The organism is Streptomyces sp. WG5 (genome assembly GCF_049974565.1).
Taxonomy (GTDB): domain Bacteria; phylum Actinomycetota; class Actinomycetes; order Streptomycetales; family Streptomycetaceae; genus Streptomyces.
In genome coordinates this window covers 50,342-75,603 of record NZ_JBNGGC010000005.1, presented here as the reverse complement: position 1 = coordinate 75,603, position 25,262 = coordinate 50,342, and the positions used below count along the sequence as shown (strand labels likewise).

The window sequence follows — 25,262 nt, the reverse complement described above, 5'->3', positions numbered from 1 at the left end:
GGGGACCCGGCTCATACGGCCCCCGCCGTGGTCCTGCCGCTCGGCACGGCGAGGACCGACGGCACCGGTGCGGTGCCGGCCAGCACGTCGGCGATCCGGTCGAGGGCGGCCGGGTCCGGCACCCGGCCGGGGAACCGGCCGGTGCCGCCCCGCGGCGGGAACCCGCCCGCCCGGTCCGCCTCGCACCGTACCGCGGCGGTGATCACCGCCGCCCAGGCGGCGGCCTCGGCCCGTTCCGGGTCGCCCGTCGCCCCCAGCGCACCGGCGCGGGTCCGGTCGTACAGGTCCGGGTCGAAGTACGCGTCGAGGTGGCTCAGCGCGTTGTGGATGCTGGTCCGGCGCCACACCAGCCGGGTGGTGGGGGACGCGAACCGGGGCCGGCGCAGCCGCAGCGACCGGCGGGTGAGCAGATCGTCGAGTGCCCGCTCCAGGGGCCCGAGCCGGACGTACGTCCGCCGGGCCCGCCGCCACTCGGTCACCCGGGGCGCCGCCAGCGGGACCAGCACCCCGACGACCGTCAGCAGGGCACCCAGACCGGCGGCCGCCGGGGAGACGGTGGTGCCGAGCGCCGACCAGTCGCGCCCGGACCAGCGCGCGCCCACCGCGACGAGCTTGGCCAGGCTGTAACCGGCGCCGCACAGCGAACCGGCGCCGAGCAGCGCCAGTCCCGCCCGCAGCCCGCCCCGTACGTGGCGCGCCCAGCGCAGCGCCGACACCGTGGTGACGGTCACCGCGGTGAGGTGCGCGACCAGGTACAGCACGATCATCTGGGCGATGAACGGAGTCGTCGCGTAGTAGGTGTCCAGGTCGGTGCGGCGCTCCACCGGCGCGTCACCGAGGGCGAACGTCAGCGCGACGCCGAGGAGCACGACGGTGTAGGCGAGCGTCCACCGGCGGGCGGTGCGCCGCACCCGGGGGCCGCCGCGCCAGTGGACGACGAGGACCTGGGAGGCGGCGCAGTACCCGGTGATCGCCGCGTAGGTGAGCGGAGCCGCGAGGTTGGGCACCCCGCTCAGCCGGTTGACGGCGCCGACCGTCGGCGGTGCCCCGAGCAGGAAGCAGAGCCCGGCCAGGCCCAGCACCGCACAGATGGCGCGCAGATACGGATCGCGGCGGTGGCGCAGCAGGTCGGGGGCCTTCACCACCAGGCCGAGCCACAGCACGCCGCAGCTGACGTAGTTGATCACGCCGTTCATCTCGTCGTCCCGCGGTGGTTGAGGGCGGCCCCGATGCGTCCGGCGAGGTCCTGCGGGTCGTTCGGATCGCCGCCCTCCGCGGCGTACACCGAGTCGGTGGAGGCCTCCAGCCAGGTGCGCAGCCGACGGCCCATCAGCATGCCGAAGCGGTCCGCCTCCTGCTCCTCGGCCAGGGAGAAGTCGGTGCGCGCGGCGACCGGCGCGGGCCGCGCGCCGGCGGCGGCCGGGTCGGTGTCCGCCTGCCGGCGGCTCATGTGCCAGACCTCGTGGCAGAGGATCACGATCTGGTGCCACACGGCGGCACGCTCGTCCACCACCACGTCGTCGTGGCTCTCGCGCTCCAGCCACAGTCCGCTCGCGGTGTGCGGCGGGAACGCCGCACGGTGGACGACCACGTCACGTCCCCGCCACGCGCTGACGGAGGCGACGAGCGCGTCGAACAGGACCTCGGGGTCCGCCGGGACCGGCACCCGGATGGGGTCGATGAGGGCGTCAGCGAGGCGACGCATCTCCTTCCTGGTACGCACCGCGGTCTCCCTGTTCCCCTCGGTGTTGCTCGGTCATGTGTGCAATATGCCAAGACGGGTGCTGTCCGGGCCAGTTCCGCGTGCGGCACGGTCACTCGGTGACCGTCACGGTGCCCTCCGGTGCCGCGGCGCGGACGCGGACCTCCCGGACCACGTCGGGGTGGCGCAGGGCGCGCGAGACGGCCCCGATCTCGCGGAGCAGCTCCGTGGTGTCGGGGTCGTGGGTACCGTCGCCGTCGTCCGCGCGGGGGCCGGCGTCGACCGCGTCGAGGATGACCACCGCCGCGGCGAGCGCCCTCGCCCGCTCCGGGGGGAACCCCAGGCCGAGGGCGGCGGCGTACGACCGCTCGCGCTGCCGCTCGTCGGTGCGCCGGGCCAGCGGCAGCAGGACGTCGCGGATGAAGGTCTCGCGGCGGGTCAGGCGCAGCTCGGGGCTGGCGCGCAGGACGAACGGCACTCCGGATCCGTGCACGGTCCGCATCAGCCGGTACAGCGGCCGCAGTTGGCGGTGGGCCAGGCGGATCCGCCAGCGCTCGTGCAGGTACTGGCCGGCGTGCGGCAGGATGAAACCGACCGCGATCGACACCGCGGACAGACAGGCCAGGGCCGGGGCCACGTCCAGGCTGAGCCAGTCCAGGTCGTTGCCGGTCCAGCGGGCCGTGACGGCGGTGAGCTTGGCGGCGTCGAAGGCCAGGTTCAGCGCGTAGCCGACGCCGAGGAACTTCAGCCCCCAGCGCAGCCAGGCGTCGAATCCGCCGGTGCGGATCCAGTTCCAGATCAGCTTCGAGGTGATGAGCACGGCGGTGGTGTGCGCGACGAGGTACAGCAGGATCTCCTCGCGCATGAACGGCGTGTTGGCGTAGTACGTGTCCAGGTCCCGGGTGCGCTCCACGGGCACGTCCGCGAGGACGAACAGCACCCAGAGCGCGACGATCACGCTTCCGTAGGCGGTGACGACCCAGCGGGTGGCCCGGCGCGTCGAGGCGGTGCGCTCGGACAGACCGTCGCGCCAGGCGATGATCAGCACCAGGCAGGAGCCGCAGAACGCGGTGAGCAGCGAGTACACCCAGGGCGCGGAGATGTTGGGCACGCCGGTGACGCGGTTGACCCAGACGATGGTCGAGGGCGCGACGAACACGAACACCGCGCAGGCGAGCAGCAGCAGACCGCCGACCGCGCGCAGCAGCGGGTCCTTCCAGAGCCGGATGATCGTCGGCAGTTTGATCGCCAGGGCGGCGGCCAGGACGCAGGCCGGGACCCACCAGAAGGACGTGTAGAACTCGCTGAGGAACGAGGCCGGGCCCGTGGCCGCGTCCGCCGACTCCACCGCGTCCCCCCGCTCTCACTCACCGCCGTGAATCCGGCCGTCCTCAAGTCCCGTGTCCGAGGCCCGTGTCCGAGGCCCGGGTGCAAGGCCGTACGAGCCTACGCGGAGGGAAGTGTCCGCGTCATGCGATGGAGCCGCGCGGAAAGTCCTGGCCCGAGTTCTTGTCCGAACCATTGACGCGAAAGCGCCGCACACCTACGGTCCCGTTCGAAGTTACGAGCGCTATTCGATATCTCGAACATGCTGGACGTACACCTTTCGTTCATGACAGATGGGGCAGGGCATGGGACGACCTGGCCTGGATCGCAGGCACTTTCTGGCCGCGGCGGGCGGCCTGACGGTCGCGGGCAGCTTCGGCTTCGCGGCCCTGGGTACGGGCGCCGACGCGCTCGCCTCCGGAGCGGACACCCGCGTCAGCTACTGGAACCTCTTCAGCGGCGGCGACGGCTACAACATGATCGCGATGCTGGACTCCTTCCGTAAGGACAACCCGGGCATCGACGTGAAGGACTCCACCCTCCAGTGGGGCAGCCCCTTCTACACCAAGCTCGCCATGGCGGCCGCCGGCAACCGCGCACCCGACCTCGGCGTCATGCACCTGGGCCGCGTCACCGGCTTCTCGCCGGGCCGCCTCCTGGACCCCTGGGACGTCGGCCTGCTCGCCAAGTACGGCGTGAAGGAGGCGGACTTCAACCCCGAGCTGTGGAAGCGCGCCGTCATCGACGGCAAGCTCTACGCCCTCCCGCTCGACATCCACGTCCAGCTCTGCTTCTACCGCAAGGACGTGCTGAAGAAGGCGGGCCTGCTCGGCGCCGACGGGCGGATGGTGCCCGTGACGTCGACCGAGGAGTGGTTCGACATGCTCAAGGAGGTCAAGAAGGCCACCAAGAAGGGCCTCCAGACCATCGGCTTCTGGCACAACGACCAGAACTTCCAGTGGTGGGACTTCGTCACCTTCTACACCCAGCTCGGCGGCACCTGGTTCAACGACGACAAGACCGAGGTCACCTTCGACACCGACAAGGCCACCCAGGTCCTGGAGTTCCTGCACCGGCACATCGCCGACGGCTACGCCGACCCGGGCTACGGAGGCGCGGCGGGCGCCGAACAGTTCGTCAACGGCTCCCCCTTCGCCTGGGAGGGCAACTGGTCGGTGCCCGTGTTCTCCGGCGCGAAGCTCGACTACGGCGCCGCCCCGCTGCCGCCCGTCTTCGGCAAGCAGGCCACCCACGCCGAGTCGCACTCCTTCGTCCTCCCGCACCAGGCCGGCCGCGGCGGCGCCACCAACGAGGCCGCGCACCGACTCGCCGCCTACGTCGTCAAGCACGCCCAGCAGTGGGCGGCCGGCGGACACATCCCCGCCTACACGCCGACCCTCTCCACGGCCGCCTACAAGGAGCTGAACCCGCAGAGCGAGTACGCCGGCGCGATGGACCACCAGGCCACCGAGCCCAAGGTGTGGTTCGCCGGGTCCACCGGCATCCTCGCGCAGCGCGTCGGCCCGATCGTCGTCTCCTCGACGATGGGCTCGGCGAAGCCCGAGGCCGCCGCCCGCCGCATGAAGGGCGCGCTCACCGACCTGCTCGGCACGAAGAACCCCATGGACGGCAGGACGGCCGCGCAGGGAGGTGCGACCGCATGACGACCACCAGCGCTGAAACGATCATCCGCCCGGCGCGCGCGAAGACCGCCGCCGACAGCGCCACCGTCCGCCGTCGGCAGGGCTTCCAGCACGGCGGCTGGTTCGTCGCCCCGTTCCTCGCCCTGTTCGCGCTCTTCGTCGTCTGGCCCCTGCTGCGCGGCCTCTACCTCAGCTTCACGGACGCCAACATCTCCGGCGACAGCGCGAGCTTCGTCGGCCTGGACAACTACCGCGAGGCCCTCCAGGACCCGCTGATGTGGGACGCGCTCGGCCACAGCGCCTACTTCACGCTGCTCGTCGTGCCCTGCATCACGGTCCTCGCCTTCCTCCTCGCGATGCTCGCCCACCACATCGAGCGCGGCAAGTGGCTGTGGCGGCTGTGCTTCTTCATGCCGTTCCTGCTGCCGTCCACCGTCGCCGCCAACCTGTGGCAGTGGCTGTTCAACCCCGGCACCGGCATGATCAACCACGTCTTCGGCCTCGAGACGCCGTGGCTGACCGACAAGTCGTACGCGCTGCTCGCGGTCGTCATCACCACCCTGTGGTGGACGGTCGGCTTCAGCTTCCTGCTCTACCTCGCCGCGCTCCAGGGCATCCCCCTGCACCTCTACGAGGCCGCCAAACTGGACGGTGCGAACGCCTGGCACCGCACGGTCCACATCACGCTGCCGATGCTGCGCAACATCACCGGCCTTGTCGTCGCCCTGCAGATCCTCGCCTCGCTCCAGGTCTTCGACCAGGCCGTCGTGATGCAGGACTTCGGGCCGGGACCGGAGGAATCGACCCGCACCTTCGTGCAGTACACCCTCGAACAGGGCTTCACCAGCTACCGCGTGGGCTACGCCTCCGCGATCTCCATCATCTTCTTCGTGCTCATCGCGGCCGTCGCCCTCGCGCGGATGTGGCTGCTGCGCAACCGTGAGGAGGGCGGCCGATGACCACCGCCGCAGCGCCGACGCCCGCCAAGCCCCGCAGGCCCTGGTCGACCGGCCAGATCGTGCTCACCCTCCTCGGCGCGGCCGTCTCCGCGCTGTTCCTGGCGCCCCTGGCCTGGGCGCTGTTCACCTCGCTCAAGTCGGAGACCGAGGCCGTCGAGGTGCCCACGCACTGGCTGCCCGAGGAGTGGACGGGCCAGGCGTGGACGGCCCTCTTCGAGACCGGCAACATCACCAACTGGTTCGTCAACTCCCTGGTCGTGTCGGTCTGCGTGACGACGATCGTGCTGCTGGTGAGCGCGCTCGCCGGGTACGGCTTCGCCCGCACCGAGTTCCGCGGCAAGGGTCTCCTGATGGGCGTGGTCATGGCGGGCCTCATGGTCTCCCCGGCCGTGCTCGGCGTCCCCCTGTTCACCACCGTCCAGCAGATGGGGATGGTCGACACCTACTGGGGCATGATCCTGCCGCAGTGCGCGCCCGCCGCGATGGTCTACATCCTCTACAAGTTCTTCCAGGGCATCCCGCGCGAACTGGAGGAGGCCGCCTTCATCGACGGCGCCGGCCGCTGGCGGGTCTTCTTCACCATCATCGTGCCGCTCTCCCGCCCCTCGCTCGCGGCGGTCGGCATCTTCACCTTCATCAGCTCGTGGAACAACTTCCTGTGGCCCTACATGGTGACCAACAACCCCGACCTGATGACCATGCCGAACGGCATCGCGACCGTCATGAACTCCTACGGCATCCAGTGGGCCCAGCTCATGGCCGGCGGCCTCATGGCCGGCCTGCCCCTGATCATCGTCTTCGTCTTCTTCCAGCGGCAGATCGTGGCGGGCGTCGCCCACACGGGATTGGCGGGGCAGTGACCGTGCGCAGAACACTCACCGCCGTGGCGACGGCGGCCCTCATGGCCCTGCTGCCCACCACGGCCCAGGCGGCGGAGAGTTACCCCGGCCCGCGCCCCGTCACCGGCCAGCAGATCATCCACGACCCCACCGTCCTGCGCCTGAAGGGCGGCGGCTACGTCGCCTACTCCACCGGCGGCGTCATCGGCGCCCGCCTCTCCGAGGACGGCCGGCACTGGGACGACGCGGGCAACGCCTTCGCCGAGCCCCCGGCCTGGTGGTACGACTACAACGACACCGGCGACCCGTGGGCCCCCGACCTCTCCTACCGCGACGGCCGCTACTGGCTCTACTACGCGGTCTCCTCCTGGGGCACCAACCACTCCGCGATCGGCGTGGCCACCTCCCGCACCGGCCTGCCCGGCACCTGGACCGACCACGGCAAGGTCTTCTCCTCCGAGACGACGGACACCTGGAACGCCATCGACCCGGCGGTCGTCCGGGCCGACGGCCGCCTGTGGATGTCCTTCGGCTCGTACTGGAGCGGCATCCGCATGGTCGAGCTGGACCCGCGCACCGGCAAGGCCGTCGAGGACGCGGAGGTCCACCACCTCGCCACCCGTCCCGACGAGCCGTACGCCGTCGAGGGCCCGGAGATCGTCAAGCACGGCCGCTACTACTACCTGTTCGCGTCGTACGACGCGTGCTGCTCGGGTGTGAACAGCACGTACAAGATCAAGGTCGGCAGGGCCACGGACGTCACGGGGCCCTACGTCGACAGCGACGGCACCCCGATGCTGGAAGGCGGCGGCGACCTCCTCCTGGAGGGCCACGGCCGCTACATCGGCACGGGCGGCCAGTCCGTCTTCCGCGACCGGGGCCGGGACTGGCTGGCGTACCACTACTACGACGCGCAGGACGAGGGCACGCCCAAGCTCGGCCTGAACCCCCTGGACTGGACGAGGGACGGATGGCCGGCCGTCCGTCCCGGGCGCGGGTGACCGCGCCGCCCCCCCCACCGACCACCCGCAGCCGAAACCACCCTCCGGAAGGACTCCATTGCGTACCGCCCGCTTCACCCTCGACCCCGCCTTCACCGTCGGTGAGGTCAACCCCCGCCTCTTCGGCTCCTTCGTAGAACACCTCGGCCGCTGCGTGTACACCGGCATCTTCGAGCCCGGCCATCCCACCGCCGACGACGCCGGCCTGCGCCAGGACGTGCTGGACCTGGTCCGGGAGCTCGGCGTCACCGCCATCCGCTACCCCGGCGGCAACTTCGTCTCCGGCTACAAGTGGGAGGACTCGGTCGGCCCGGTGGAGGACCGCCCCCGCCGCCTCGACCTGGCCTGGCGCTCCACGGAGACCAACCGCTTCGGCCTCTCCGAGTACATCGCCTTCCTCAAGAAGATCGGCCCCCAGGCCGAGCCGATGATGGCGGTCAACCTCGGCACCCGCGGCGTCGCCGAGGCCCTCGAACTCCAGGAGTACGCCAACCACCCCTCCGGCACCGCCCTGTCCGACCTGCGGGCCGAGCACGGCGACAAGGACCCCTTCGGCATCAAACTCTGGTGCCTCGGCAACGAGATGGACGGCCCCTGGCAGACCGGCCACAAGACCGCCGAGGAGTACGGCCGCCTCGCCGCCGAGACCGCCCGCGCCATGCGCCAGATCGAGCCGGACCTCGAACTCGTCGCCTGCGGCTCCTCCGGCCAGTCCATGGAGACCTTCGCCGAATGGGAGGCGACGGTCCTCAAGGAGACGTACGACCTGGTCGACCACATCTCCCTGCACGCCTACTACGAGCCGCACGACGGCGACGTCGACTCCTTCCTCGCCTCGGCCGTGGACATGGAGTCGTTCATCGAGAACGTCGTCGCCACCTGCGACCACATCGGCGCCCGCCTCAAGTCGAAGAAGAGGATCAACCTCTCCTTCGACGAGTGGAACGTCTGGTACATGGCCAAGACCCAGGCCGAGGTCAGCGCCCTCGACTGGCCCGAGGCGCCCCGCCTGCTGGAGGACAACTACAGCGTCACCGACGCGGTCGTCTTCGGCTCGCTCCTCATCGCCCTGCTGCGGCACGCCGACCGCGTCACCGTCGCCTGCCTCGCCCAGCTCGTCAACGTCATCGCCCCGATCATGACCGAGCCCGGCGGCCCGGCCTGGCGCCAGACGACCTTCTTCCCGTTCGCGCAGGCCTCGAAGCACGGCCGGGGCGAGGTCCTCGACGTCCGGGTGGACTCACCGACGTACGAGACGAAGAAGTACGGCGAGGCCGACCTGCTGCACGCCACCGCCGTGCGCGCCGAGGACGGCTCGGTCACCGTCTTCGCCGTCAACCGGTCCCGCACCGAGTCGCTGCCGCTCGACGTCGCCCTGAGCGGCCTGGACCTGACCGAGGTCGTCGAGCACAGCGCCCTCGCGGACGCCGACCCCGACGCCCGCAACACGCTCGCCGAGCCCGAGCGGGTCGTCCCGCACCGGGTCGACGGCACCCGGCTGCGGGACGGCGGGCTGGCCGCCGTGCTGGAGCCGCTGTCCTGGAACGTGATCCGGCTGCGCTGAGGCGGGCCCGCCGGGGTCAGCGGCGCGGACCGGGGGAGGCGACCGGTGTCACCGGCACCCCTCCGGCCGCGCCGCCCAGCAGCTTCAGCCGTACCGTCCCCGGCCCCGAGGCGGTGTCGCCGCCGGCCAGGACCGCGAGGGCCAGGGTGTTGGCGGCGGCGCGGGTGCGCAGGATGCCGTTCGGCAGGACGAAGGTCTGCGGCGCGCCCGTCGGGTCGACCGCGTACTCGCCCATGTTCCAGCCGTTGAGGAAGACCTGGGCGCGGTAGTCGCGGTCCCGGTCGTCGCCGAGGACGAGCCCGACCGAGGCGTCGACGTCCGGCGGGACGTCCAGCCGGAAGGCGGTCCGGTACCAGGTCACGCCCTGGCGCCGGTCCGCCCGGGGCAGGGACACGGACTCCCAGCGGCCGTCATCGTAGCCGGGCAGGTGCCAGCCGTGCCGCTCCCCGAACAGCCCGCCGTGGTTGAGCGGCCCGCGTACCGGGTCGGGCGCGGCGGCGCCCTGGATCCGCCACCTCACCTTCGGTGACGCCCCCTCGAACGCGACCGACGTCAGACCGCGCGCCGCCTTGTACGCGTCCTGGTCGTGCTGCGTGCGCCGGACGAGGACGGACAGGACGGGGGAGCCGCCGGTGCCGGGCCGCTCCCGCGGTTCCCTCCGCAGCGCCCGCCGCAGTCCCTCGGGCAGCCGGAAGCGGGCCGTGGCGGTCCAGGTGCCCGTCCCGTCCGCCTCCCGGTCCATGCGGTGCGTGCCCAGCGGCTCCCCGTCCAGCCAGGCCATCAGCATCCCCCGCGCGCCCGTGCTGTAGGCGAGGGACACCGCCTCCAGGCCCGAGGCGCCGCTGAGCCGGCCCCGGTACCAGACGTCGCCGTAGTGGAAGCCGTAGTCGTCGGCGAAGAGCACGGGCTGCCCGTCGGGCACGGGGGTCGTGCTGTACGACGTCCGCCGGTCGGCGACCGTCCATCCCGAGTCGTCGTAGCCGGGGCGGGACTCGGGGTTCTCGGTGCGGCGCCGCCAGCCGTCCAGCGCGGGCAGCACCAGTTCGGGGACGCCGGGCAGCAGCCAGGTGGCCAGCAGGCTGTGGGCGCGGCTCGCCGTCGTACTGACCGCGCTGCCGTTCCAGGACACGTCCGTGATGCCGCGCGGCGCCCACACCTCGAGACCGCACTCCTCGACGGTGTCGCCGGTCAGCCGGATCGTGGCACCGTCCAGGGCGACGTCGCGCAGCAGTGCCGGGCCGTGCACGAGGACCCGGCCCGACGGTGTCTCGTACGGCCACAGCCGCAGTGAGGCGGTGTCGTCGGCGAAGAGGAGGAGCAGGGTGCGGTCGGACTTGCCGCTGCGCACCCGCACCCGGGTCAGCCGGTTCTCCTCGAGAGGTACCGTGACGTGCAGTTTCCCGTGGTCGTACGCCCAGGCGGCCTCCTCGTCCAGCCGGGTCGGCCACGGCTCGTGCGGGCAGTCCAGCACCAGGTGCGCCATCTCGCCGGCCCGGCCGACGAAGGCGGCGATGTCCAGCCGCCCGACGCTGAAGGACAGCATGGGCTGCACGGTGGCGTACGCCAGTTTCCGTCCCGCGCCCACGTGGAGTCCGGTGGCGAGCAGCTTGGCGTCGTGGGCGGGGACGGTGACCTCCACGTCGGTCCCGCCCATCGGCACCTTCGAGGTGACGCCGGTGGCGGAGTCGTTGCGCAGGACGTACGCGTGGGTGCCCGTGTCCGGGTTGGCCAGGTGCCGCACCCGGATCCGGGGGTCCCCGGCCCTGACGTCGGACGCCTCCTCCAGCCGGGTGAAGTCGGGGATGTGGCGCAGCAGCTGGCCCAGCTGGTGGAGCGGGGCGAGCTTGTCCGTCGGCCGGCGCCCCTCGTCGATCGCCGCGGTGGGGTCGTACGTGGGCGTGGGCGCGGACGGCGCGGGCAGCCAGCCCCACGAGGTGCCGCCGAACGCCGTGTGGACGTTGTGCAGCGTGATCCCCCGCGCGAGGTGGTCGAGATGGACGCGCCGCGCCTCGGCGGCGTCCCGGGTCCGTTCCACCTCGCCCCAGGGGGCCGGCGTGTCGGTGTGCAGCACGGGTACGTCGATGCCGTCGGCGCGGAGCCTGTCGTGCAGGCGGGTCAGGCGGGCGCGCCGCGGGGCGTCGACCCGGTAGAGCAGGACGGTGCCCTCGCCCCGGGTGTACTGGTGCCGGGCGGCGACGGCGTTGACGCGGCTCAGCCACTCGTCGGCGTGGCGCAGATAGGCGGCGTCGAGGGTCCGGGCCCGGCCCTCGGCGGCCGTCAGCCAGCCGGGCAGGCCGCCCGCGTCCACGTCGGCGCCGATGTACGGGCCGGGCCGGAGGACGACGTACATCCGGGTCTCGGCGGCCGTGCGCAGGAACAGGTCCAGGTCGCGGACACCGGTGAAGTCGTACGCGCCGGGGGCGGGGGAGTGCTGGTTCCAGGCGAGGCGGACGCTGACCGCGTTGTAGCCGTACGCCCGCATCTTCTGGAGGACGTCCCGCCACAGGGACGGGCTCGGCAGCCGGAAGGGGTGCATCTCGCCGGACCACAGCGCGAGGCGTCTGCCGTCGACCAGCAGCGAGTACCGGTCCAGGGCGACCCGGTGGCGCACGCCGTCGGCGCCGGGCGGCCCGGGCGGCGGCCCGGTGGGCACGGGGCCGCGAGCGCCGGAGCCGGGCAGCGCCTGGCTGCTCACGCTGCCGCCGAGCGCGAGACCGAGGACGGTGGTGCCCGCGAGGGCGCTGAACGCTCGTCTGCTGAGCCTGCTGAGCTCCAAGGGAGCCTCTCCTGTTGCCGTGCTTCTGGTGCTGCGCTGCCGGGCCATTCTCCACAAGGAGCCGGTGATGCGTTAAATGGCCGGAGTGCCATCTGTCCGTGTCCCGCCGGGGGTGCATACGATGCGACCGCACTGCGAATGACATGAGCACTACAGAAATGCATGTCAGACGCATTCAACGAATCCACCCCCCACTGACCGGGATGGGAGACCCATGGCCACCGGCCTGCTCCTGAGCGGCACGATCGCCGCGCTCCTCACCTCCGCGCTGCCCGCGCAGCACCAGCCCTCCGACGGGTTCGACGACCCGCCGCCGGACAAGATCGTCATCAAGGTCGCCACGGTGAACGGCTCCGGCTGCCCGCAGGGCACGACCGCGGTCGCCGTCTCGGAGGACAACACCGCCTTCACCGTCACCTACAGCGACTACCTCGCCCAGGCCGGCGGCGACTCCGCGCCCACCGACTTCCGCAAGAACTGCCAGCTCAACCTGCTCGTCCACGTCCCGCAGGGCTTCACCTACGCCGTGGCCGGCGCGGACTACCGCGGCTTCGCCGCCCTCCAGCCCGGCGCCACGGCCACCCAGCGGGCCTCCTACTACTTCCAGGGCTCCCCGGACACCCAGTACCGCACCCACCCCTTCAGCGGCCCGCTCAACGACAACTGGCAGGCCACCGACACCACCGACTGGGCCCAGCTGGTCTGGGCGCCCTGCGGGGTCCAGCGCAACTTCAACATCAACACGGAGCTGCGGGTGAGCGCGGGGACGTCCCACCCCGACGAGGTGAGCTTCATGACGATGGACTCGACGGACGGGGACATCAGCACGGTGTACCACCTGGCGTGGAAGGAGTGCCCCGAGTCCTGACCGGTGGCCGGGGGCGGGCGGGCCCGTGATCGCCGCGTGCCGGGCGGCCACGGCCACGCCCGTGCCGTGCGCGACGTCAGCGCACGGTCAGCCCGCGCTCCTCGAGCTCGGCCGCACACGCCTCGGGCACCCGGACCGACGTGGCGGTCCGGGTGCCCCGGGCGGGCGCCTCCAGCCGCTCCCGTTCGGCCTCGGCCCGCGCCTGCTCGACCTCGTCGGCGATCTCCCGGCAGTCCACGCCGTAGGTCCGCGTCGGTGCCGGCTCCCCGGCGGGGAACCACCCCGGCTCCTGGGCCGGCCCGGTGTCAAGCGCGGCGGTGGCCGCGGCACCGGCCAGACACAGCCCCGCCCACACGACGACGATCCACCGTCGGGCCTTCACGTGACTCTCCTCCCTCAAGGGCCGGTTCGGCCGCCGACGTTGGGACCGGCCAATCGTAAAGGCGTGACGGCAGCGGCACGGCGGGTCGTAGAGTCCGCGTGTGCGTTGAACTCCCGGGCGGTGGCCGAGCGCCGCCGCAGACGGTACGGGCGACCCCGCCGGCACGGGGCCGCCCGGTCGGCATACCCGTCGCCCGTCCCGCACCGGAGATCACCCACATGACCACTCGGCAGCCCCTCACCTACGACTACGACGCCTTCGTCGCACTCGCCTCCGCCGACCCGGCCGTCGTCGGACTCGTCCTCAAGGGCTCCCGGGCCCATGAGGGCATGACCACCGAGTACTCCGACCACGACCTGTACGTCGTCCTCGCCGACGGCGTACCGACGGCCCTCACCGGGTTCGCGGGGCACCGCACCCCGGAACTCGACCTGGTCGTCCTCTCCCTCGACGAGTTCCGGGCCGCCGGCCTGCCCGGCTTCGAGCGGTACGCTCTCGCCCGCGCCCGCGTCGTGCTGGACCGCCTCGACGGCGGCATCGCCCGGATGCTGGCCGCCAAGGCGCGCCTCGACGCCGGCGAGGCGTTCCGGGACGCGGGCGAGTGGCTCGACGCCTACGCCAACTCCCTCTACCGCTCCGTCAAGAACGACCGCGACGGGCACGCGCTCGCGGCCCGGCTCGACGCCGCCGACAGCGTCCGCTTCCTGCTGGAGCTGCTCTTCGCCCTCGACCGCCGCCCCCGCCCCTACAACAAGTACCTGGAATGGGAACTCGCCCGTTCCCCGCTGCCGGGCTGGGACACGGGCCCGCTGCTCGGCGCCGTGGACGCCATCTCGGCGACGGGTGACGTGTCCGCGCAGCGCCACCTCTTTGCGCGGGTCGAGGCGGTGGCCCGCGCGGCCGGGCACGGAGCGGTGCTGGACGCGTGGGGCGAGGACCTGGAGCTGATGCGCCCGCCTTCGCCGACCCCGTAGGCCCCGACGGCCACTCCGTGGCGTGTCCGCCGGTACGGGCGCTCCCCGTGGGCCGACGGCCGTCACGATGCGCTCGGCCGGCACACCAGCGGCTTGTCCAGTTCGGAGCAGGGGCGGTGGCCCTTGGCGCGGATGATGTCCTTGCCGACCTCGTCGGCGAGGTAGCGCAGGAAACCCGCGGCGATCGAGTCGGCCGGGGGCTCGCCGTAGGTGTAGGCGATCTCCGTCTCCCAGTAGGGGTACGCGCCCTGGTCGACGCCCTCCAGTGTCGCGGGGTAGCCGTCGATGAGGACCTGCCGCACGCTCCCGTGCGCGCCGGCGAGGCCGACCTCGCTGTAGCCGAGGGCGCCGGAGATCTGGGTGACGGTGTTCAGCAGGGTCTCGGTCTTGCCGACCTCGCAGCGATTGGCCCTGCTCATGTCCATGCTCGTGCAGTCGCTCGTCGTGACCGCCGGCAGGGGGCGGTCGTCCAGGACCTGCCGCTGGAGGGTGGTGCGGGTGCCGGAGCCCGGGTGGCGGCCGACGAGCTGGATGGGCAGGTTCTCGCCGTTCACCTGCTTCCAGTTGGTGATCTTCCCCGCGAAGATGTCCCGGACCTGGTCCAGGGACAGGTCCTGGACCCCGGCGTCCTTGTTCACGACCAGGGTGAACAGGGACAGGGCGACGGGGCGGGGCAGGAGCCGGGTGCGGCCGGGGGACTTGGGGCCGTCGCTGAACGTCAGCCGGTTGCGGAGCCCTTCGTCGCCGTTCGGCTTCTCCTTGTCCCCGGCCGCGGCGAGTGCGTCCAGCCCCGGGACGCTGCCCTCGAACTGGCTGTCGGACAGGGGTATGCGTGCGCCGGGGCAGGTCTTCACGTACTGCTCGGCGGCCTGCCCCAGGACCGGCTTGAACGCGGTGGAGCCCGTCAGGTGCAGCGTTCCCTCGGCGCAGTCCAGCGGCGCGGCCACGGCGTCCTCGCCCCGGGCGAACGTGGACACGGACTGGGCGACGCTCACCAGCACGAGTACGGCGAGCAGCCAGCGGACCGGCCGGGACGCGAAGGGGTAGTACTCGGTTTTTTTGATGGTCCCGCCGCGCACCCCGCCGACGATGCCCGCGGTGACCTCCGGGTCGGGGAAGTCGGTCTCGGTGAACGTCGGGACGCGGTCCAGGACCGCCAGCACCTTGTAGTGGGCCCGGCGGTTGAGCTTCACCTTGGGCAGTCTGATGACACCGTCCGAGGCCCCGAAGCCCGGCGTCCCCGGTGTGAAGAAGTCGCGCAGCACGGTGTGGCTGCACTCCGTCACGACCATGCCGACCACGCGGCGGCCCGGGAACCTCACGCGTATGCCCACCGTGTCGTTGGCGGGGGCCACGTAGTCCTCCTCGACTATCGGGGTCCAGCCGACGTTCTCGATGCGCAGCAGGGCGACCGACGGGTCGTGCAGGCCGACGCCGTCCCACTGCATGCGCTGGAGCACCCCGGCCTCCGGTCCGGAGGAGGTGGCCGAGTCCCGGGCGCTGGTGTCCATCTGCACGCGGTAGCCGAGACGTTTGCGGCCCGCGAGGAAGAACTCCCACAGGGCCGCGGTCACGGGCACGGCGAGGCCGAGCACGGCGATCACGGACTCCCACGGAAAACCGTTCATGACCGACTCCCGACTTCCGACTCAGGACGCGCGCACGGGGATGGGGAGGCCATGTTGTCCGGACAGGCGGGGGACCGACCGAAGTGGTGCTGACCATCCGTCAGGTATTCACCGGTTCGTCACCTGTGAACCGTGGTGTTCTCCGCGAGTTGGTTGCCGTTGCTGCGCGGGCCATTGACGCGCATGGGGTTCGTCCCTACGTTCCGTCCGAAGACACGATCGATGTTCGAAATCCAGAACAGGAGCGTTGTCCATGAGACCCACCACGCGTCGCAAGCGAACTGCACTCCTCGCTCTCCCCACCGCCGCACTCCTCGCGCTCGTCCCCACCACGGCGTCTGCGTACCCGAACCCGGGTCAAGTCACCGGGTCCGTCGTCACGCACGATCCGACCATGATCCGGACGTCCTCCGGCCAGTACCTGCTCTACGCCACCGGCGGAGGCATCAGCAGCAAGGCGTCCTCCGACCGCACCGCCTTCTCCACCGGCGCGGACGCCTTCCGTTCCCGGCCCGGCTGGTGGTCGCGCTACTCCTCCGTCCCGGAGGCCTGGGCGCCCGACATCTCCTACCACGGCGGCAAGTACCTGATGTACTACTCCGTCTCCAAGTTCGGCGAGAACACCTCGGCCATCGGGCTGGCCGGCTCCACCACCGGACAGCCGGGCAGTTGGACCGACTACGGCATCGTCTACACGTCGAACACGTCCAGCGACTACAACGCCATCGACCCCAACCTCTTCGTCGACGACGACGGCAAGTGGTGGCTGTCCTTCGGCAGCTGGTGGACCGGCATCAAGATGATCCGCATCGACCCGTCCACCGGCAAGCAGCTCGCCTCCGACACCGCCCGCCGCTCCCTCGCCTCCCGGCCGTCCGGCACCAAGGCCGTCGAGGCCCCGTACATCGTCAAGCGGAACGGGTACTACTACCTCTTCGCCTCGTACGACACCTGCTGCGCCGGCACCAGCTCCACGTACAAGGTCAAGGTCGGCCGGGCGACCAGCGTCACCGGGCCCTACCGCGACCGCAACGGCGTCTCGATGATGAACAACGGCGGCACGCCCGTGCTCGAGTCGCACGGCAGCGTCATCGGCCCCGGCGGCCAGTCGATCATGAACGACGTCGACGGCGACCTGATCGTCTACCACTACTACGACGGCAACGACAACGGCACACCCAAACTGGGCATCAACCTCCTGAACTGGAGCAGCGGATGGCCCGTCGCCTACTGACCCTGCTGGCCGCCCTGCTGCTCGCCCTCTCGCTCGGGCAGCCCTCCGCGAGCGCGGCTACCTTCGCCAACCCGGTCAAGACCCAGAAGGGCGCCGACCCCTGGATCACCCACCACGACGGCGACTACTACATGGTGTCGACGAGCTGGACGGACGTCATCACCATCCGCAAGTCGCCCACCCTCGGCGGGCTCGCCACCGCACCCAGCGTGCAGGTGTGGCAGGGCGACGCGGCGTCCCGGTGCTGCAACATCTGGGCGCCCGAGCTGCACCACCTGAACGGCCGCTGGTACCTGTACTACGTCGCCGGGCAGAACGTCTCCGACTACAACCCGACCCAGCGCAGCCACGTCCTGGAGAGCGCCGGGGCCGACCCCATGGGGCCGTACACCTACCGGGGACAGCTCAACCCCGCCTGGATGCTCGACCCCACGGTTGCGACGATCAACGGTCGGCTGTACCTCTTCGGCAGCACGCACAGCGGGACCCAGAACATCGTCGCCGCCCGGATGTCGAACCCGTACACGGTGGCCTCCTCCTTCGCCACGGTCTCCACACCGACGTACGACTGGGAACGCTCGGGCGCCCCGGTCAACGAGGGGCCGGAGATCCTCCGACGGGGTGGCAGGACCTTCCTCGTCTACTCCGCCAGCGGCTGCTGGACGCCCGACTACAAGCTGGGGCAACTGGAGCTGACCGGGCCCGACCCCGCTTCCGCGTCCTCCTGGACGAAGAAGTCCACGCCGGTCTTCCAGCGCAGTGACGGCAACGGCGTCTACGGGCCCGGTCACAACGGCTTCTTCACCTCGCCGGACGGCTCCGAGAGCTGGATCGTCTACCACGCCAACGACGCCACCTCGGACGGCTGCGACAACGGGCGTACGGCGCGGGCGCAGAAGTTCACCTGGAACGGCGACGGCACACCGAACCTCGGCACCCCGGTCCGGCTCGGGGCGGGCATGTCCGGACCCTCGGGCGAGCCGTCGGTCGTCTCGACGACGTACACGGTCACCAACCGCAACAGCGGCAAGTGCCTGGACGTGGCCGGGAGCTCTCCGACGGACGGGGCCAACGTGGCGCAGTATTCCTGCAACGGCGGCGCCAACCAGCGCTGGCGTCTGGAGGATCTCGGGGACGACACCCACCGGCTGGTCAACGTGGCCACCGGGAAGGTACTGGACACCGCCGACTGCTCGGCCGCCGACGGGGCCGGTCTGCGGCAGTGGTCCTGGCTGGACAACACCTGTCAGCGGTTCCGGTTCCTCGCCACGGACAGCGGTCACGTCCGGATCGTCAACCAGGCCACCGGCAAGGTCGCCGACGTCGCCGACTGCTCCACGGCCGACTCCGCCGATGTACGGCAGTGGACGTGGCTGAACAACGCGTGTCAGCAGTGGCGGCTGAACCCGGCCTGAAGCACCGTCCGCACCCTCACCTTCACCCCGTCCGGCCCATGCCCGCCGCGTCCGGCCGGCTCCGCGCTCCCGGCCGGCCCGTCGCCGGGGCCGACTCCAGACCGTCGGTGCCCCTGACCTGGGCGGCGGTGAGGCCGCCGAGGGCCGGTACGCCGGGCGGGGTGGGGCCGGCGGGCACCGGGGAGGGCATGGGCTGCGGGGCCGGGGCCGGTGCCGGTGCCGGGGCGGGCGCGGGCGGCTGCGGGACCGGTGCCGGGTGGGGGACCGGCACCGGTCCGGGATACGGCGCCGGCTGGGGGACCGGCACCGCCTGCGGGACCTGCCGCGGTGTCGCCGGGGCGACGGGCACCGCGGCGGGGAGCGGCATGCCGCTGCCGGCGACCGGGGCGGCGGCGAGCCCCGGGACACCGGCACCGGCACCGGCGGCCTGGGCGGCGATCCCCCGCAGGCCGGCCCCGTTGGTCTCGCTCATCAGGCGGTCCACCGCCGCCGTGCCCGAGCTGTAGCCGGTCCCGGTGGCGGGCTCGGGTACGGCGGCTCCCCTCCGGGCCCCGTAGAGCACCTGTTCCAGACCGGACACCAGGCGACGCACGTCGACCTGGGGGCGCACCACGAGACGCAGGAAGCGGCTGGACGAACCGATCGTGTCGCCGCATTCACGGACCAGGACCCGGTGCTCGGTGAGCATGCGGTCCCGGACGGCGGTGCCCTCGGCGCCCACGGGGAGGCGCACGAAGAGGAAGTTGCCCTGCGAGGGGTAGACGGTCAGGCCGGGCAGCGCGGACAGCCGGCCGGCCATCTCCAGGCGGTCGCGGCGGACCTGGTGGAGGCTTCGCGCGTACTCGGCGCCGTGGTCGCGCAGCATGAACACCACGTGCTCGGCGAGAGAGTTGAGGTTCCATTTCGGGAGCATGGCGCGCACCCGGCCCGCCAGCGCCGGGCCCGCGACGAGGTAGCCGAAGCGGATGCCGTGCAGCCCGAAGTTCGTGCCGAGGCTGCGCAGGACGACGACGTTGGGGCGCAGCATCGCCTCATGGACCACGCTGGGCTCCGCCTCCGCGTCGGCGAACTCCAGGAACGACTCGTCGATCACGACCAGGTCCCGGTCGGCCATCGCGTCCATGAACCGCACGAGCGCCTGCTTGGGCAGGTAGCCGCCGTCGGGGTTGTTGGGGTTGCAGACCACCACCGCCCGCGTCCCCCTGTCCCGGACGAACCCGGCGTACCGCGCGAGGTCGAGGGCGAAGCCGCCGGCCTCCTGGAGCGGGAACATGTCGACCCGTTTGCCGGTCTCCACGGGCTGGTCGGTCCAGCGGCCGAAGGTGGGGACGGGCACGGCGAGGGACTCGCGGACCAGCAGGTGGTCGATCCAGGTGATGAGTTCCGTGGAGCCGTTGCCCATGGCCACGCACTGCGGGGGCAGTTGGAGCAGGCCGCACAGCTCGGCGGTGACGGTGTCTGCGCTGCTCGGGTAGTACGTGAGGATGTCGCGCAGCCGGCCGGCCAGCTCGTCGAACATCGCCGGGGTGGGGAAGTACGGGTTGCAGGGGACGCAGAAGTCGACCGGGCCGGCGCCCGCCGCCTCGCCGCTCTCCGGCGTCGGCGCCGCCGTCGACGGGCTGTGCGCCGCGGTGCCGCGGAACAGCGAGGTGACGTTCCCGGACAAGCGGACCTCCGTAGGTGGGCGGCCCGCGCCGGGGAGCGCGGACCGCCCTTACATACGAAGGGGGATGAGACACCGTTCAACGCGTGTGAAGAAAGTGTGCCCTCACGCGTCGAACGAGTGCACCGTCGTCGTCCGGTACGTCTCGCCGGGCCGCAGCACGGTCGACGGGAACGACGGCTGGTTCGGCGAGTCCGGGAAGTGCTGCGTCTCCAGGCACAGGGCGTCGCCCTGGCGGTAGAGGGAGCCGCCGGTGCCGGTCAGGGTGCCGTCGAGGAAGTTGCCCGAGTAGAACTGCAGGCCGGGCTGGTCGGTGGCGATGCGCAGGGTGCGGCCCGAGGCGCGGTCGCGCAGGGTGGCGATGTGCTCGGGGCGCTCCGTGATGCCCTTGTCCAGCACCCAGTTGTGGTCGAAGCCCTTGGCGGTGACCAGCTGCGGGTGGGCGTCGCGGATGTCCCGGCCGATCGGTTTGGCCCGGCGGAAGTCGAAGGGCGTGCCGGAGACCTTCGCCAGCTCGCCCGTCGGGATGAGGCCCGCGTCGGTGGGCGTGTAGCGGGACGCGGCGATCGACAGCTCGTGGTCCTCGACGGTGCCGCTGCCCTCGCCGGCCAGGTTCCAGTAGACGTGGCTGGTGAGGTTGACGACGGTGGCCTTGTCGGTGGTGGCCTCGTAGTCGATGCGCCACTCGCCGCGCCGGGTGAGGGTGTACGTCACCTTCGCCTTGAGCGTGCCCGGGTAGCCCATCTCGCCGTCGACGCTGGTGTAGTGCAGGACCAGGCCGACGTCGGAGCCCTCGGTGAACGGCTCGACGTCCCACACCCGGTAGTCGAAGCCGAGGGCGCCGCCGTGCAGGGAGTTCTCGTCGTCGTTGACGGAGAGCTGGTACTCCTTGCCGTCCAGGGTGAAGCGTCCCTTGGCGATGCGGTTGCCGTACCGCCCGATCAGGGCGCCGAAGTGCGGGCTGCGGGCCACGTAGTCGTCGAGGTTGTCGAAGCCCAGGGAGACGTTCTCGTGGCGGCCCCGGCGGTCGGGGATCTCCAGGGACTGGACGACGCCGCCGTACGACAGCACCTTCATCCGCGTGCCGCCGTTCTCCAGCGACCAGCGGTACACCTTCGTGCCGTCGGCGAGCTTGCCGAAGAGCTCCTTCACCGGCTTCCTGCCTCCCGTGGCGTGTGCCGTGCCGCCGGCGGTCGCGGCGGCGATGCCCGCGGCGGTCGCCGTTGCGATGACCGTGCGTCTGCTCAGTTCCATGTGTGCGGCTCCTGTACTTCCGTGAAAAAGAAGCGGGCCCCGCCTCGAGCGGCGGGGCCCCAGACCGTTACGAACCGACCTTGCGCTTGTTCCACACGTCGAACCCGACCGCCGCCAGCAGTACCGCGCCCTTGATGACCTGCTGCCAGTCGGTGCCGATGCCGACGAGGTTCATGCCGTTGTTCAGCACGCCCAGGACCAGGCCGCCGATGATCGCGCCGAGGACCGTGCCGACGCCGCCGCTCATCGACGCGCCGCCGATGAACGAGGCGGCGATGGCCTCCAGCTCGAAGTTGAGGCCGGCCTTGGGAGAGGCCGCGTTGAAGCGGGCGGCGAAGACCAGACCCGCCAGGGCCGCGAGCATGCCCATGTTCAGGAAGACCAGGAAGGTGACCTTCTTGTCCTTCACGCCCGACAGCTTGGCCGCGGGCAGGTTGCCGCCGATGGCGTAGATGTGGCGGCCGATGATCGCGTTGCGCATCAGGTAGCCGAACCCGACGACCAGCACGCCCAGGATGAGCAGCACGACCGGGGCGCCCTTGTAGCTGGCGAGCAGCAGCGTGACGACGAGGACGGCGGAGACCAGTGCGACCAGCTTGAGCGCGAACAGCTTGACCGGCACCACCTCGAGGGCGAACTCCTGCTGCCGCTTGCGGTCGCGGACCTCCTGGAACACCACGAAGGCGATCAGGGCGAAGCCCAGCAGCAGGGTGAGGTTGTGGTAGTTGGTGTTCGGGCCGACCTCGGGCAGGAAGCCGTTGGCGATCTTCTGCAGGTCCTTCGGGAACGGGCCGAGGGTCTGGCCCTTCAGGAAGATCTCCGTCAGACCGCGGAAGAGCAGCATGCCCGCCAGGGTCACGATGAACGACGGTATGCCCAGATAGGCGATGAAGAACCCTTGCACCGCGCCCGCGGCCGCGCCGATGGCCAGGCAGAGCACCACCGCGACCGGCCAGGGCAGGTCGTTGTCGACCATGAGCACGGCGGCCATCGCGCCGATGAACGCCGTCAGCGAGCCGACCGACAGGTCGATGTGGCCCGCGATGATGACGAGCATCATGCCGATCGCGAGGATCAGGATGTAGCTGTTCTGCAGCACCAGGTTGGAGACGTTGCGCGGCAGCAGCAGGTCGCCGTCGGACCAGACGGCGAACAGCACCACGATCAGGCCGAGGGCCATCAGCATGCCGTACTGGCGCATGTTGCGGCGCATGCCGTCGAGCATCAGCTGCAGCAGGCCGCCGCCGGAGGCCGCCCCGTCCTTGCCGGGCGGCGCGGGGGCCGGGGTCTTGGCGGTCACGTCCGTGCTCATCGGGTTACCTCTTTGTCCTTCGTCATCTGACGCATCAGCGCTTCCTGCGAGGCCTCGGCCCGCGAGAACTCACCCGTCAGCCGCCCCGCGGCCATCGTGTAGATGCGGTCGCACATGCCGAGCAGCTCCGGCAGTTCGGAGGAGATGAAGACGACCGCCTTGCCCTGGGCGGCCAGCTGGTCGATGACCGTGTAGATCTCGTACTTGGCACCCACGTCGATACCGCGCGTGGGTTCGTCCAGGATCAGCACCTCGGGACCCGCGAAGATCCACTTGCTGAGGACGACCTTCTGCTGGTTGCCGCCGGACAGCTTGCCCACCGGCTCGAAGACGGTCGGCGCCTTGATGTTCATGGACTTGCGGAAGTCCTCGGCGACCTGCCGCTCCCCGTGCTCGTCGACCACACCCCGTTTGGCGACCTTGCCCAGCGCGGTCAGCGAGATGTTCCGGTTGATGGTGTCGATGAGGTTGAGGCCGTAGTGCTTGCGGTCCTCGGTGACGTACGCGATGCCGTGCCCCACCGCCTCCGGGACGGTCTTCGTACGGATCTCGGTGCCGTCCTTGAGGACCGTGCCGCCCGCGTACCGGCCGTAGGTGCGGCCGAACACGCTCATCGCGAGTTCCGTGCGGCCGGCGCCCATGAGCCCGGCGATGCCGACGATCTCGCCGCGCCGCACGTCGATCGAGACGTCGTCGACGACCTTGCGCTGCTGGTCGATGGGGTGGTGCACGGTCCAGTTGCGGATCTCCAGGGCGGGTGCGGTGCCCTCCTCCGGGTGGTGCGGGGTCCGCTCCGGGAAGCGGTTCTCCAGGTCGCGGCCGACCATCCCGCTGATGATCCGGTCCTCGGTCGTCTCCGCCGCCTTCACGTCGAGCGTCTCGATGGACCGCCCGTCGCGGATGATCGTGACCGAGTCGGCGACCCGGCGGATCTCGTTCAGCTTGTGCGAGATGATGATCGAGGTCATGCCCTGTTCCTTCAACGAGAGGATCAGGTCGAGGAGTTTGCCGCTGTCCTCGTCGTTGAGCGCCGCCGTCGGCTCGTCGAGGATGAGCAGCTTCACCTTCTTGGACAGCGCCTTGGCGATCTCCACCAGCTGCTGCTTGCCCACGCCGATGTCGGCGACACGGGTCTCCGGGTGCTCGTCGAGACCGACCTGGCGCAGCAGTTCGGTGGCGTGCCTGAGGGTCTCGTTCCAGTTGATGAGTCCGCGTTTGGCGTGCTCGTTGCCGAGGAAGATGTTCTCCGCGATCGAGAGGTACGGCACCAGCGCCAGCTCCTGGTGGATGATCACGATGCCGCGCTGCTCGCTCGCCCGGATGTCCTTGAACCGGCAGGTCTCGCCGTCGAAGAGGATGTCCCCCTCGTAGCTGCCGTGCGGATGGACGCCGGAGAGCACCTTCATCAGGGTCGACTTGCCGGCGCCGTTCTCACCGCAGATGGCGTGGACCTCGCCCTGGCGGACGGTCAGGGTGACGTCCGACAGCGCTTTGACACCGGGAAAGGTCTTGACGATCGAGCGCATTTCCAGGACGGGTCCCGCCATGGTCGTGCCTTCCAATCCTTGAGGGGGCCCGGTTACTTGAGGTCGTCCGCGGAGTACGTGCCACCCTCGACGAGGACCTTCTCGTAGTTGGCCTTGTCGACGCTGACCGGCTGCAGCAGGTAGGCGGGGACGACCTTGGCACCGTTGTCGTACGACTTGGTGTCGTTGACCTCGGGCTCCTTGTCGTTGAGGGAGGCCTCGACCATGTTCGAGGCGACCTTGGCGAGTTCGCGGAGGTCCTTGAAGACGGTCTGCGTCTGCTCGCCCGCGATGATCGACTTCACCGAGGCGACCTCGGCGTCCTGGCCGGTGACGACCGGCATGGGCTTGCTCGCGGAGCCGTAGCCGTCCGACTTCAGGGCGGACAGGATGCCGATGGAGATGCCGTCGTACGGCGAGAGCACCGCGTCGACCCGGGCGCTGCGGTAGCTGGAGGTGAGCAGGTCGTCCATGCGCTTCTGCGCGGTGCCGCCGTCCCAGCGCAGGGTGGTGACCTGGTTGAGGGCGGTCTGCTTGGACCGGACGACCAGGTCGCCCTTGTCCATGTACGGCTTCAGGACGCTCATCGCACCGTTGAAGAAGTACTTGGTGTTGTTGTCGTCGTTGGAGCCGGCGAACAGCTCGATGTTGAAGGGGCCCTTCTCGGAGCCGTCCTTCAGGCCGAGCTTCTCGACGATGTACGTGCCCTGCAGCTCGCCGACCTTGCTGTTGTCGAAGGAGGCGTAGTAGTCGACGTTCTCCGTGCCGAGGATCAGCCGGTCGTAGGAGATGACCGGGATGTCGGCGTCCTTGGCCTGCTGGAGCACGTTGTTGAGGGACTTGTTGTCGATCGCGGCGATGACCAGGGCGTCCACGCCCTGCGTGATCATGTTCTCGATCTGGGAGACCTGCTGGTCCGGGTCGTCCTCGCCGTAGACGAGTTTGGTCTCGTACCCCTTGGCCTTCAGTTCCTTCTCGACGTTGGCGCCGTCGGAGATCCAGCGCTCGGAGGACTTGGTCGGCATCGCGATGCCGATGGTTCCGCCCTTGCCACCGCCCTTGTCCTCCTCGCTGCCGCCCTCGCTGTTCTGGCCGCAGGCGGTCAGGGTGAGGGCGAGGGAGGCGGCGGAGGCTACGGCGGCGAGTGCGGCTCTGCGGTTGCGCATGGTCATCATCCTTGATGTGGGTGCAGGGCT

20 protein-coding genes are annotated in these 25,262 nt (G+C 70.8%); 9 read left to right on the top strand and 11 right to left on the bottom strand.

Annotation, left to right across the window (positions count from 1 at the left end; translation table 11 throughout):
• Nucleotides 1-11 precede the first annotated feature (11 nt).
• The 3 genes from ACP4IX_RS06865 to ACP4IX_RS06855 all read right to left on the bottom strand — a co-directional run bounded on the left by ACP4IX_RS06865 (nt 12) and on the right by ACP4IX_RS06855 (nt 3,050).
• Nucleotides 12-1,196, bottom strand: coding sequence for an MAB_1171c family putative transporter (locus tag ACP4IX_RS06865; protein WP_426519603.1), 1,185 nt, complete (start codon nt 1,194-1,196; stop codon nt 12-14).
• Nucleotides 1,193-1,723 carry a toxin gene (locus ACP4IX_RS06860; protein WP_426519601.1) on the bottom strand — a complete coding sequence of 177 codons (531 nt, stop codon included), beginning with the start codon at nt 1,721-1,723 and terminating at the stop codon, nt 1,193-1,195. The genes ACP4IX_RS06865 and ACP4IX_RS06860 overlap by 4 nt, the downstream gene beginning before the upstream one ends.
• Nucleotides 1,724-1,814: 91 nt before the next feature.
• Nucleotides 1,815-3,050 (bottom strand): MAB_1171c family putative transporter, encoded by a 1,236-nt coding sequence (locus tag ACP4IX_RS06855; protein ID WP_426519599.1) that lies wholly within the window; start codon nt 3,048-3,050, stop codon nt 1,815-1,817.
• Between the two features lie 283 nt (nt 3,051-3,333).
• Here ACP4IX_RS06855 and ACP4IX_RS06850 point away from each other — a divergent pair, with 283 nt between their 5' ends.
• The 5 genes from ACP4IX_RS06850 to ACP4IX_RS06830 are packed head-to-tail and all read left to right on the top strand — an operon-like array spanning nt 3,334 to nt 9,034.
• Nucleotides 3,334-4,692, top strand: a complete 1,359-nt coding sequence (locus ACP4IX_RS06850) for an extracellular solute-binding protein (RefSeq protein WP_426519597.1) — start codon at nt 3,334-3,336, stop codon at nt 4,690-4,692.
• Nucleotides 4,689-5,630, top strand: coding sequence for a carbohydrate ABC transporter permease (locus tag ACP4IX_RS06845; protein ID WP_426519595.1), 942 nt, complete (start codon nt 4,689-4,691; stop codon nt 5,628-5,630). The genes ACP4IX_RS06850 and ACP4IX_RS06845 overlap by 4 nt, the downstream gene beginning before the upstream one ends.
• A complete protein-coding gene (locus tag ACP4IX_RS06840) occupies nt 5,627-6,490 on the top strand; it encodes a carbohydrate ABC transporter permease (RefSeq protein ID WP_426519593.1) in 864 nt (287 codons plus the stop codon). Before ACP4IX_RS06845 ends, ACP4IX_RS06840 begins: the two co-directional genes overlap by 4 nt.
• A complete protein-coding gene (locus tag ACP4IX_RS06835; RefSeq protein WP_426554988.1) occupies nt 6,487-7,470 on the top strand; it encodes an arabinan endo-1,5-alpha-L-arabinosidase in 984 nt (327 codons plus the stop codon). The genes ACP4IX_RS06840 and ACP4IX_RS06835 overlap by 4 nt, the downstream gene beginning before the upstream one ends.
• 58 nt (nt 7,471-7,528) lie before the next feature.
• Nucleotides 7,529-9,034 (top strand): alpha-N-arabinofuranosidase, encoded by a 1,506-nt coding sequence (locus ACP4IX_RS06830; RefSeq protein WP_426519589.1) that lies wholly within the window; start codon nt 7,529-7,531, stop codon nt 9,032-9,034.
• A gap of 16 nt (nt 9,035-9,050) precedes the next feature.
• Here the strand turns inward: ACP4IX_RS06830 and ACP4IX_RS06825 are convergent, their stop codons facing one another.
• Entirely contained in the window at nt 9,051-11,858 is a 2,808-nt protein-coding gene (locus tag ACP4IX_RS06825; RefSeq protein ID WP_426554987.1) for a beta-galactosidase, read from the bottom strand.
• A 166-nt stretch (nt 11,859-12,024) separates the two neighbouring features.
• Here ACP4IX_RS06825 and ACP4IX_RS06820 point away from each other — a divergent pair, with 166 nt between their 5' ends.
• The gene (locus ACP4IX_RS06820) at nt 12,025-12,678 is read left to right on the top strand and encodes a DUF4360 domain-containing protein (RefSeq protein ID WP_426519585.1); all 654 of its coding nucleotides are present in this window, start codon (nt 12,025-12,027) and stop codon (nt 12,676-12,678) included.
• A 76-nt stretch (nt 12,679-12,754) separates the two neighbouring features.
• Here ACP4IX_RS06820 and ACP4IX_RS06815 read toward each other — a convergent pair whose 3' ends face one another.
• The gene (locus tag ACP4IX_RS06815) at nt 12,755-13,060 is read right to left on the bottom strand and encodes a hypothetical protein (RefSeq protein WP_426519583.1); all 306 of its coding nucleotides are present in this window, start codon (nt 13,058-13,060) and stop codon (nt 12,755-12,757) included.
• Nucleotides 13,061-13,278: 218 nt separating this feature from the next.
• Here ACP4IX_RS06815 and ACP4IX_RS06810 point away from each other — a divergent pair, with 218 nt between their 5' ends.
• Complete coding sequence (locus tag ACP4IX_RS06810) at nt 13,279-14,034, top strand: hypothetical protein (RefSeq protein ID WP_426519581.1); 756 nt, start codon at nt 13,279-13,281, stop codon at nt 14,032-14,034.
• Between the two features lie 62 nt (nt 14,035-14,096).
• Here the strand turns inward: ACP4IX_RS06810 and ACP4IX_RS06805 are convergent, their stop codons facing one another.
• Entirely contained in the window at nt 14,097-15,662 is a 1,566-nt protein-coding gene (locus ACP4IX_RS06805; RefSeq protein WP_426554986.1) for a substrate-binding domain-containing protein, read from the bottom strand.
• A gap of 253 nt (nt 15,663-15,915) precedes the next feature.
• On the opposite strand from ACP4IX_RS06805, the gene ACP4IX_RS06800 reads away from it, so the two are divergent.
• The gene (locus tag ACP4IX_RS06800; RefSeq protein ID WP_426554985.1) at nt 15,916-16,896 is read left to right on the top strand and encodes an arabinan endo-1,5-alpha-L-arabinosidase; all 981 of its coding nucleotides are present in this window, start codon (nt 15,916-15,918) and stop codon (nt 16,894-16,896) included.
• On the top strand, nt 16,878-18,311 hold the full coding sequence (locus ACP4IX_RS06795; RefSeq protein WP_426554984.1) for a family 43 glycosylhydrolase: 1,434 nt from the start codon (nt 16,878-16,880) through the stop codon (nt 18,309-18,311). Before ACP4IX_RS06800 ends, ACP4IX_RS06795 begins: the two co-directional genes overlap by 19 nt.
• A gap of 22 nt (nt 18,312-18,333) precedes the next feature.
• Here the strand turns inward: ACP4IX_RS06795 and ACP4IX_RS06790 are convergent, their stop codons facing one another.
• From ACP4IX_RS06790 to chvE, 5 genes are all read right to left on the bottom strand, one after another.
• Nucleotides 18,334-19,977, bottom strand: a complete 1,644-nt coding sequence (locus tag ACP4IX_RS06790; RefSeq protein WP_426554983.1) for a pyridoxal phosphate-dependent aminotransferase — start codon at nt 19,975-19,977, stop codon at nt 18,334-18,336.
• A 102-nt stretch (nt 19,978-20,079) separates the two neighbouring features.
• Entirely contained in the window at nt 20,080-21,228 is a 1,149-nt protein-coding gene (locus ACP4IX_RS06785; RefSeq protein ID WP_426554982.1) for an aldose epimerase family protein, read from the bottom strand.
• Between the two features lie 67 nt (nt 21,229-21,295).
• Nucleotides 21,296-22,540 carry a multiple monosaccharide ABC transporter permease gene (mmsB, locus tag ACP4IX_RS06780; protein WP_426519569.1) on the bottom strand — a complete coding sequence of 415 codons (1,245 nt, stop codon included), beginning with the start codon at nt 22,538-22,540 and terminating at the stop codon, nt 21,296-21,298.
• A complete protein-coding gene (gene mmsA, locus ACP4IX_RS06775) occupies nt 22,537-24,087 on the bottom strand; it encodes a multiple monosaccharide ABC transporter ATP-binding protein (protein ID WP_426519567.1) in 1,551 nt (516 codons plus the stop codon). Before mmsA ends, mmsB begins: the two co-directional genes overlap by 4 nt.
• Before the next feature lie 32 nt (nt 24,088-24,119).
• Nucleotides 24,120-25,232, bottom strand: a complete 1,113-nt coding sequence (chvE, locus tag ACP4IX_RS06770; protein WP_426554981.1) for a multiple monosaccharide ABC transporter substrate-binding protein — start codon at nt 25,230-25,232, stop codon at nt 24,120-24,122.
• Nucleotides 25,233-25,262 lie beyond the last annotated feature (30 nt).

What these genes read in the sequence shown, in the direction of transcription:
- ACP4IX_RS06865 (WP_426519603.1), bottom strand. Translation starts at nt 1,196, where the DNA reads ATGAACGGCGTGATCAACTACGTCAGCTGCGGCGTGCTGTGGCTCGGC.
- ACP4IX_RS06850 (WP_426519597.1), top strand. Translation starts at nt 3,334, where the DNA reads ATGGGACGACCTGGCCTGGATCGCAGGCACTTTCTGGCCGCGGCGGGC.
- ACP4IX_RS06845 (WP_426519595.1), top strand. Translation starts at nt 4,689, where the DNA reads ATGACGACCACCAGCGCTGAAACGATCATCCGCCCGGCGCGCGCGAAG.
- ACP4IX_RS06840 (WP_426519593.1), top strand. Translation starts at nt 5,627, where the DNA reads ATGACCACCGCCGCAGCGCCGACGCCCGCCAAGCCCCGCAGGCCCTGG.
- ACP4IX_RS06825 (WP_426554987.1), bottom strand. Translation starts at nt 11,858, where the DNA reads ATGGCCCGGCAGCGCAGCACCAGAAGCACGGCAACAGGAGAGGCTCCC.
- ACP4IX_RS06820 (WP_426519585.1), top strand. Translation starts at nt 12,025, where the DNA reads ATGGCCACCGGCCTGCTCCTGAGCGGCACGATCGCCGCGCTCCTCACC.
- ACP4IX_RS06810 (WP_426519581.1), top strand. Translation starts at nt 13,279, where the DNA reads ATGACCACTCGGCAGCCCCTCACCTACGACTACGACGCCTTCGTCGCA.
- ACP4IX_RS06805 (WP_426554986.1), bottom strand. Translation starts at nt 15,662, where the DNA reads ATGAACGGTTTTCCGTGGGAGTCCGTGATCGCCGTGCTCGGCCTCGCC.
- ACP4IX_RS06800 (WP_426554985.1), top strand. Translation starts at nt 15,916, where the DNA reads ATGAGACCCACCACGCGTCGCAAGCGAACTGCACTCCTCGCTCTCCCC.
- ACP4IX_RS06795 (WP_426554984.1), top strand. Translation starts at nt 16,878, where the DNA reads ATGGCCCGTCGCCTACTGACCCTGCTGGCCGCCCTGCTGCTCGCCCTC.
- ACP4IX_RS06785 (WP_426554982.1), bottom strand. Translation starts at nt 21,228, where the DNA reads ATGGAACTGAGCAGACGCACGGTCATCGCAACGGCGACCGCCGCGGGC.
- mmsB (WP_426519569.1), bottom strand. Translation starts at nt 22,540, where the DNA reads ATGAGCACGGACGTGACCGCCAAGACCCCGGCCCCCGCGCCGCCCGGC.
- mmsA (WP_426519567.1), bottom strand. Translation starts at nt 24,087, where the DNA reads ATGGCGGGACCCGTCCTGGAAATGCGCTCGATCGTCAAGACCTTTCCC.
- chvE (WP_426554981.1), bottom strand. Translation starts at nt 25,232, where the DNA reads ATGCGCAACCGCAGAGCCGCACTCGCCGCCGTAGCCTCCGCCGCCTCC.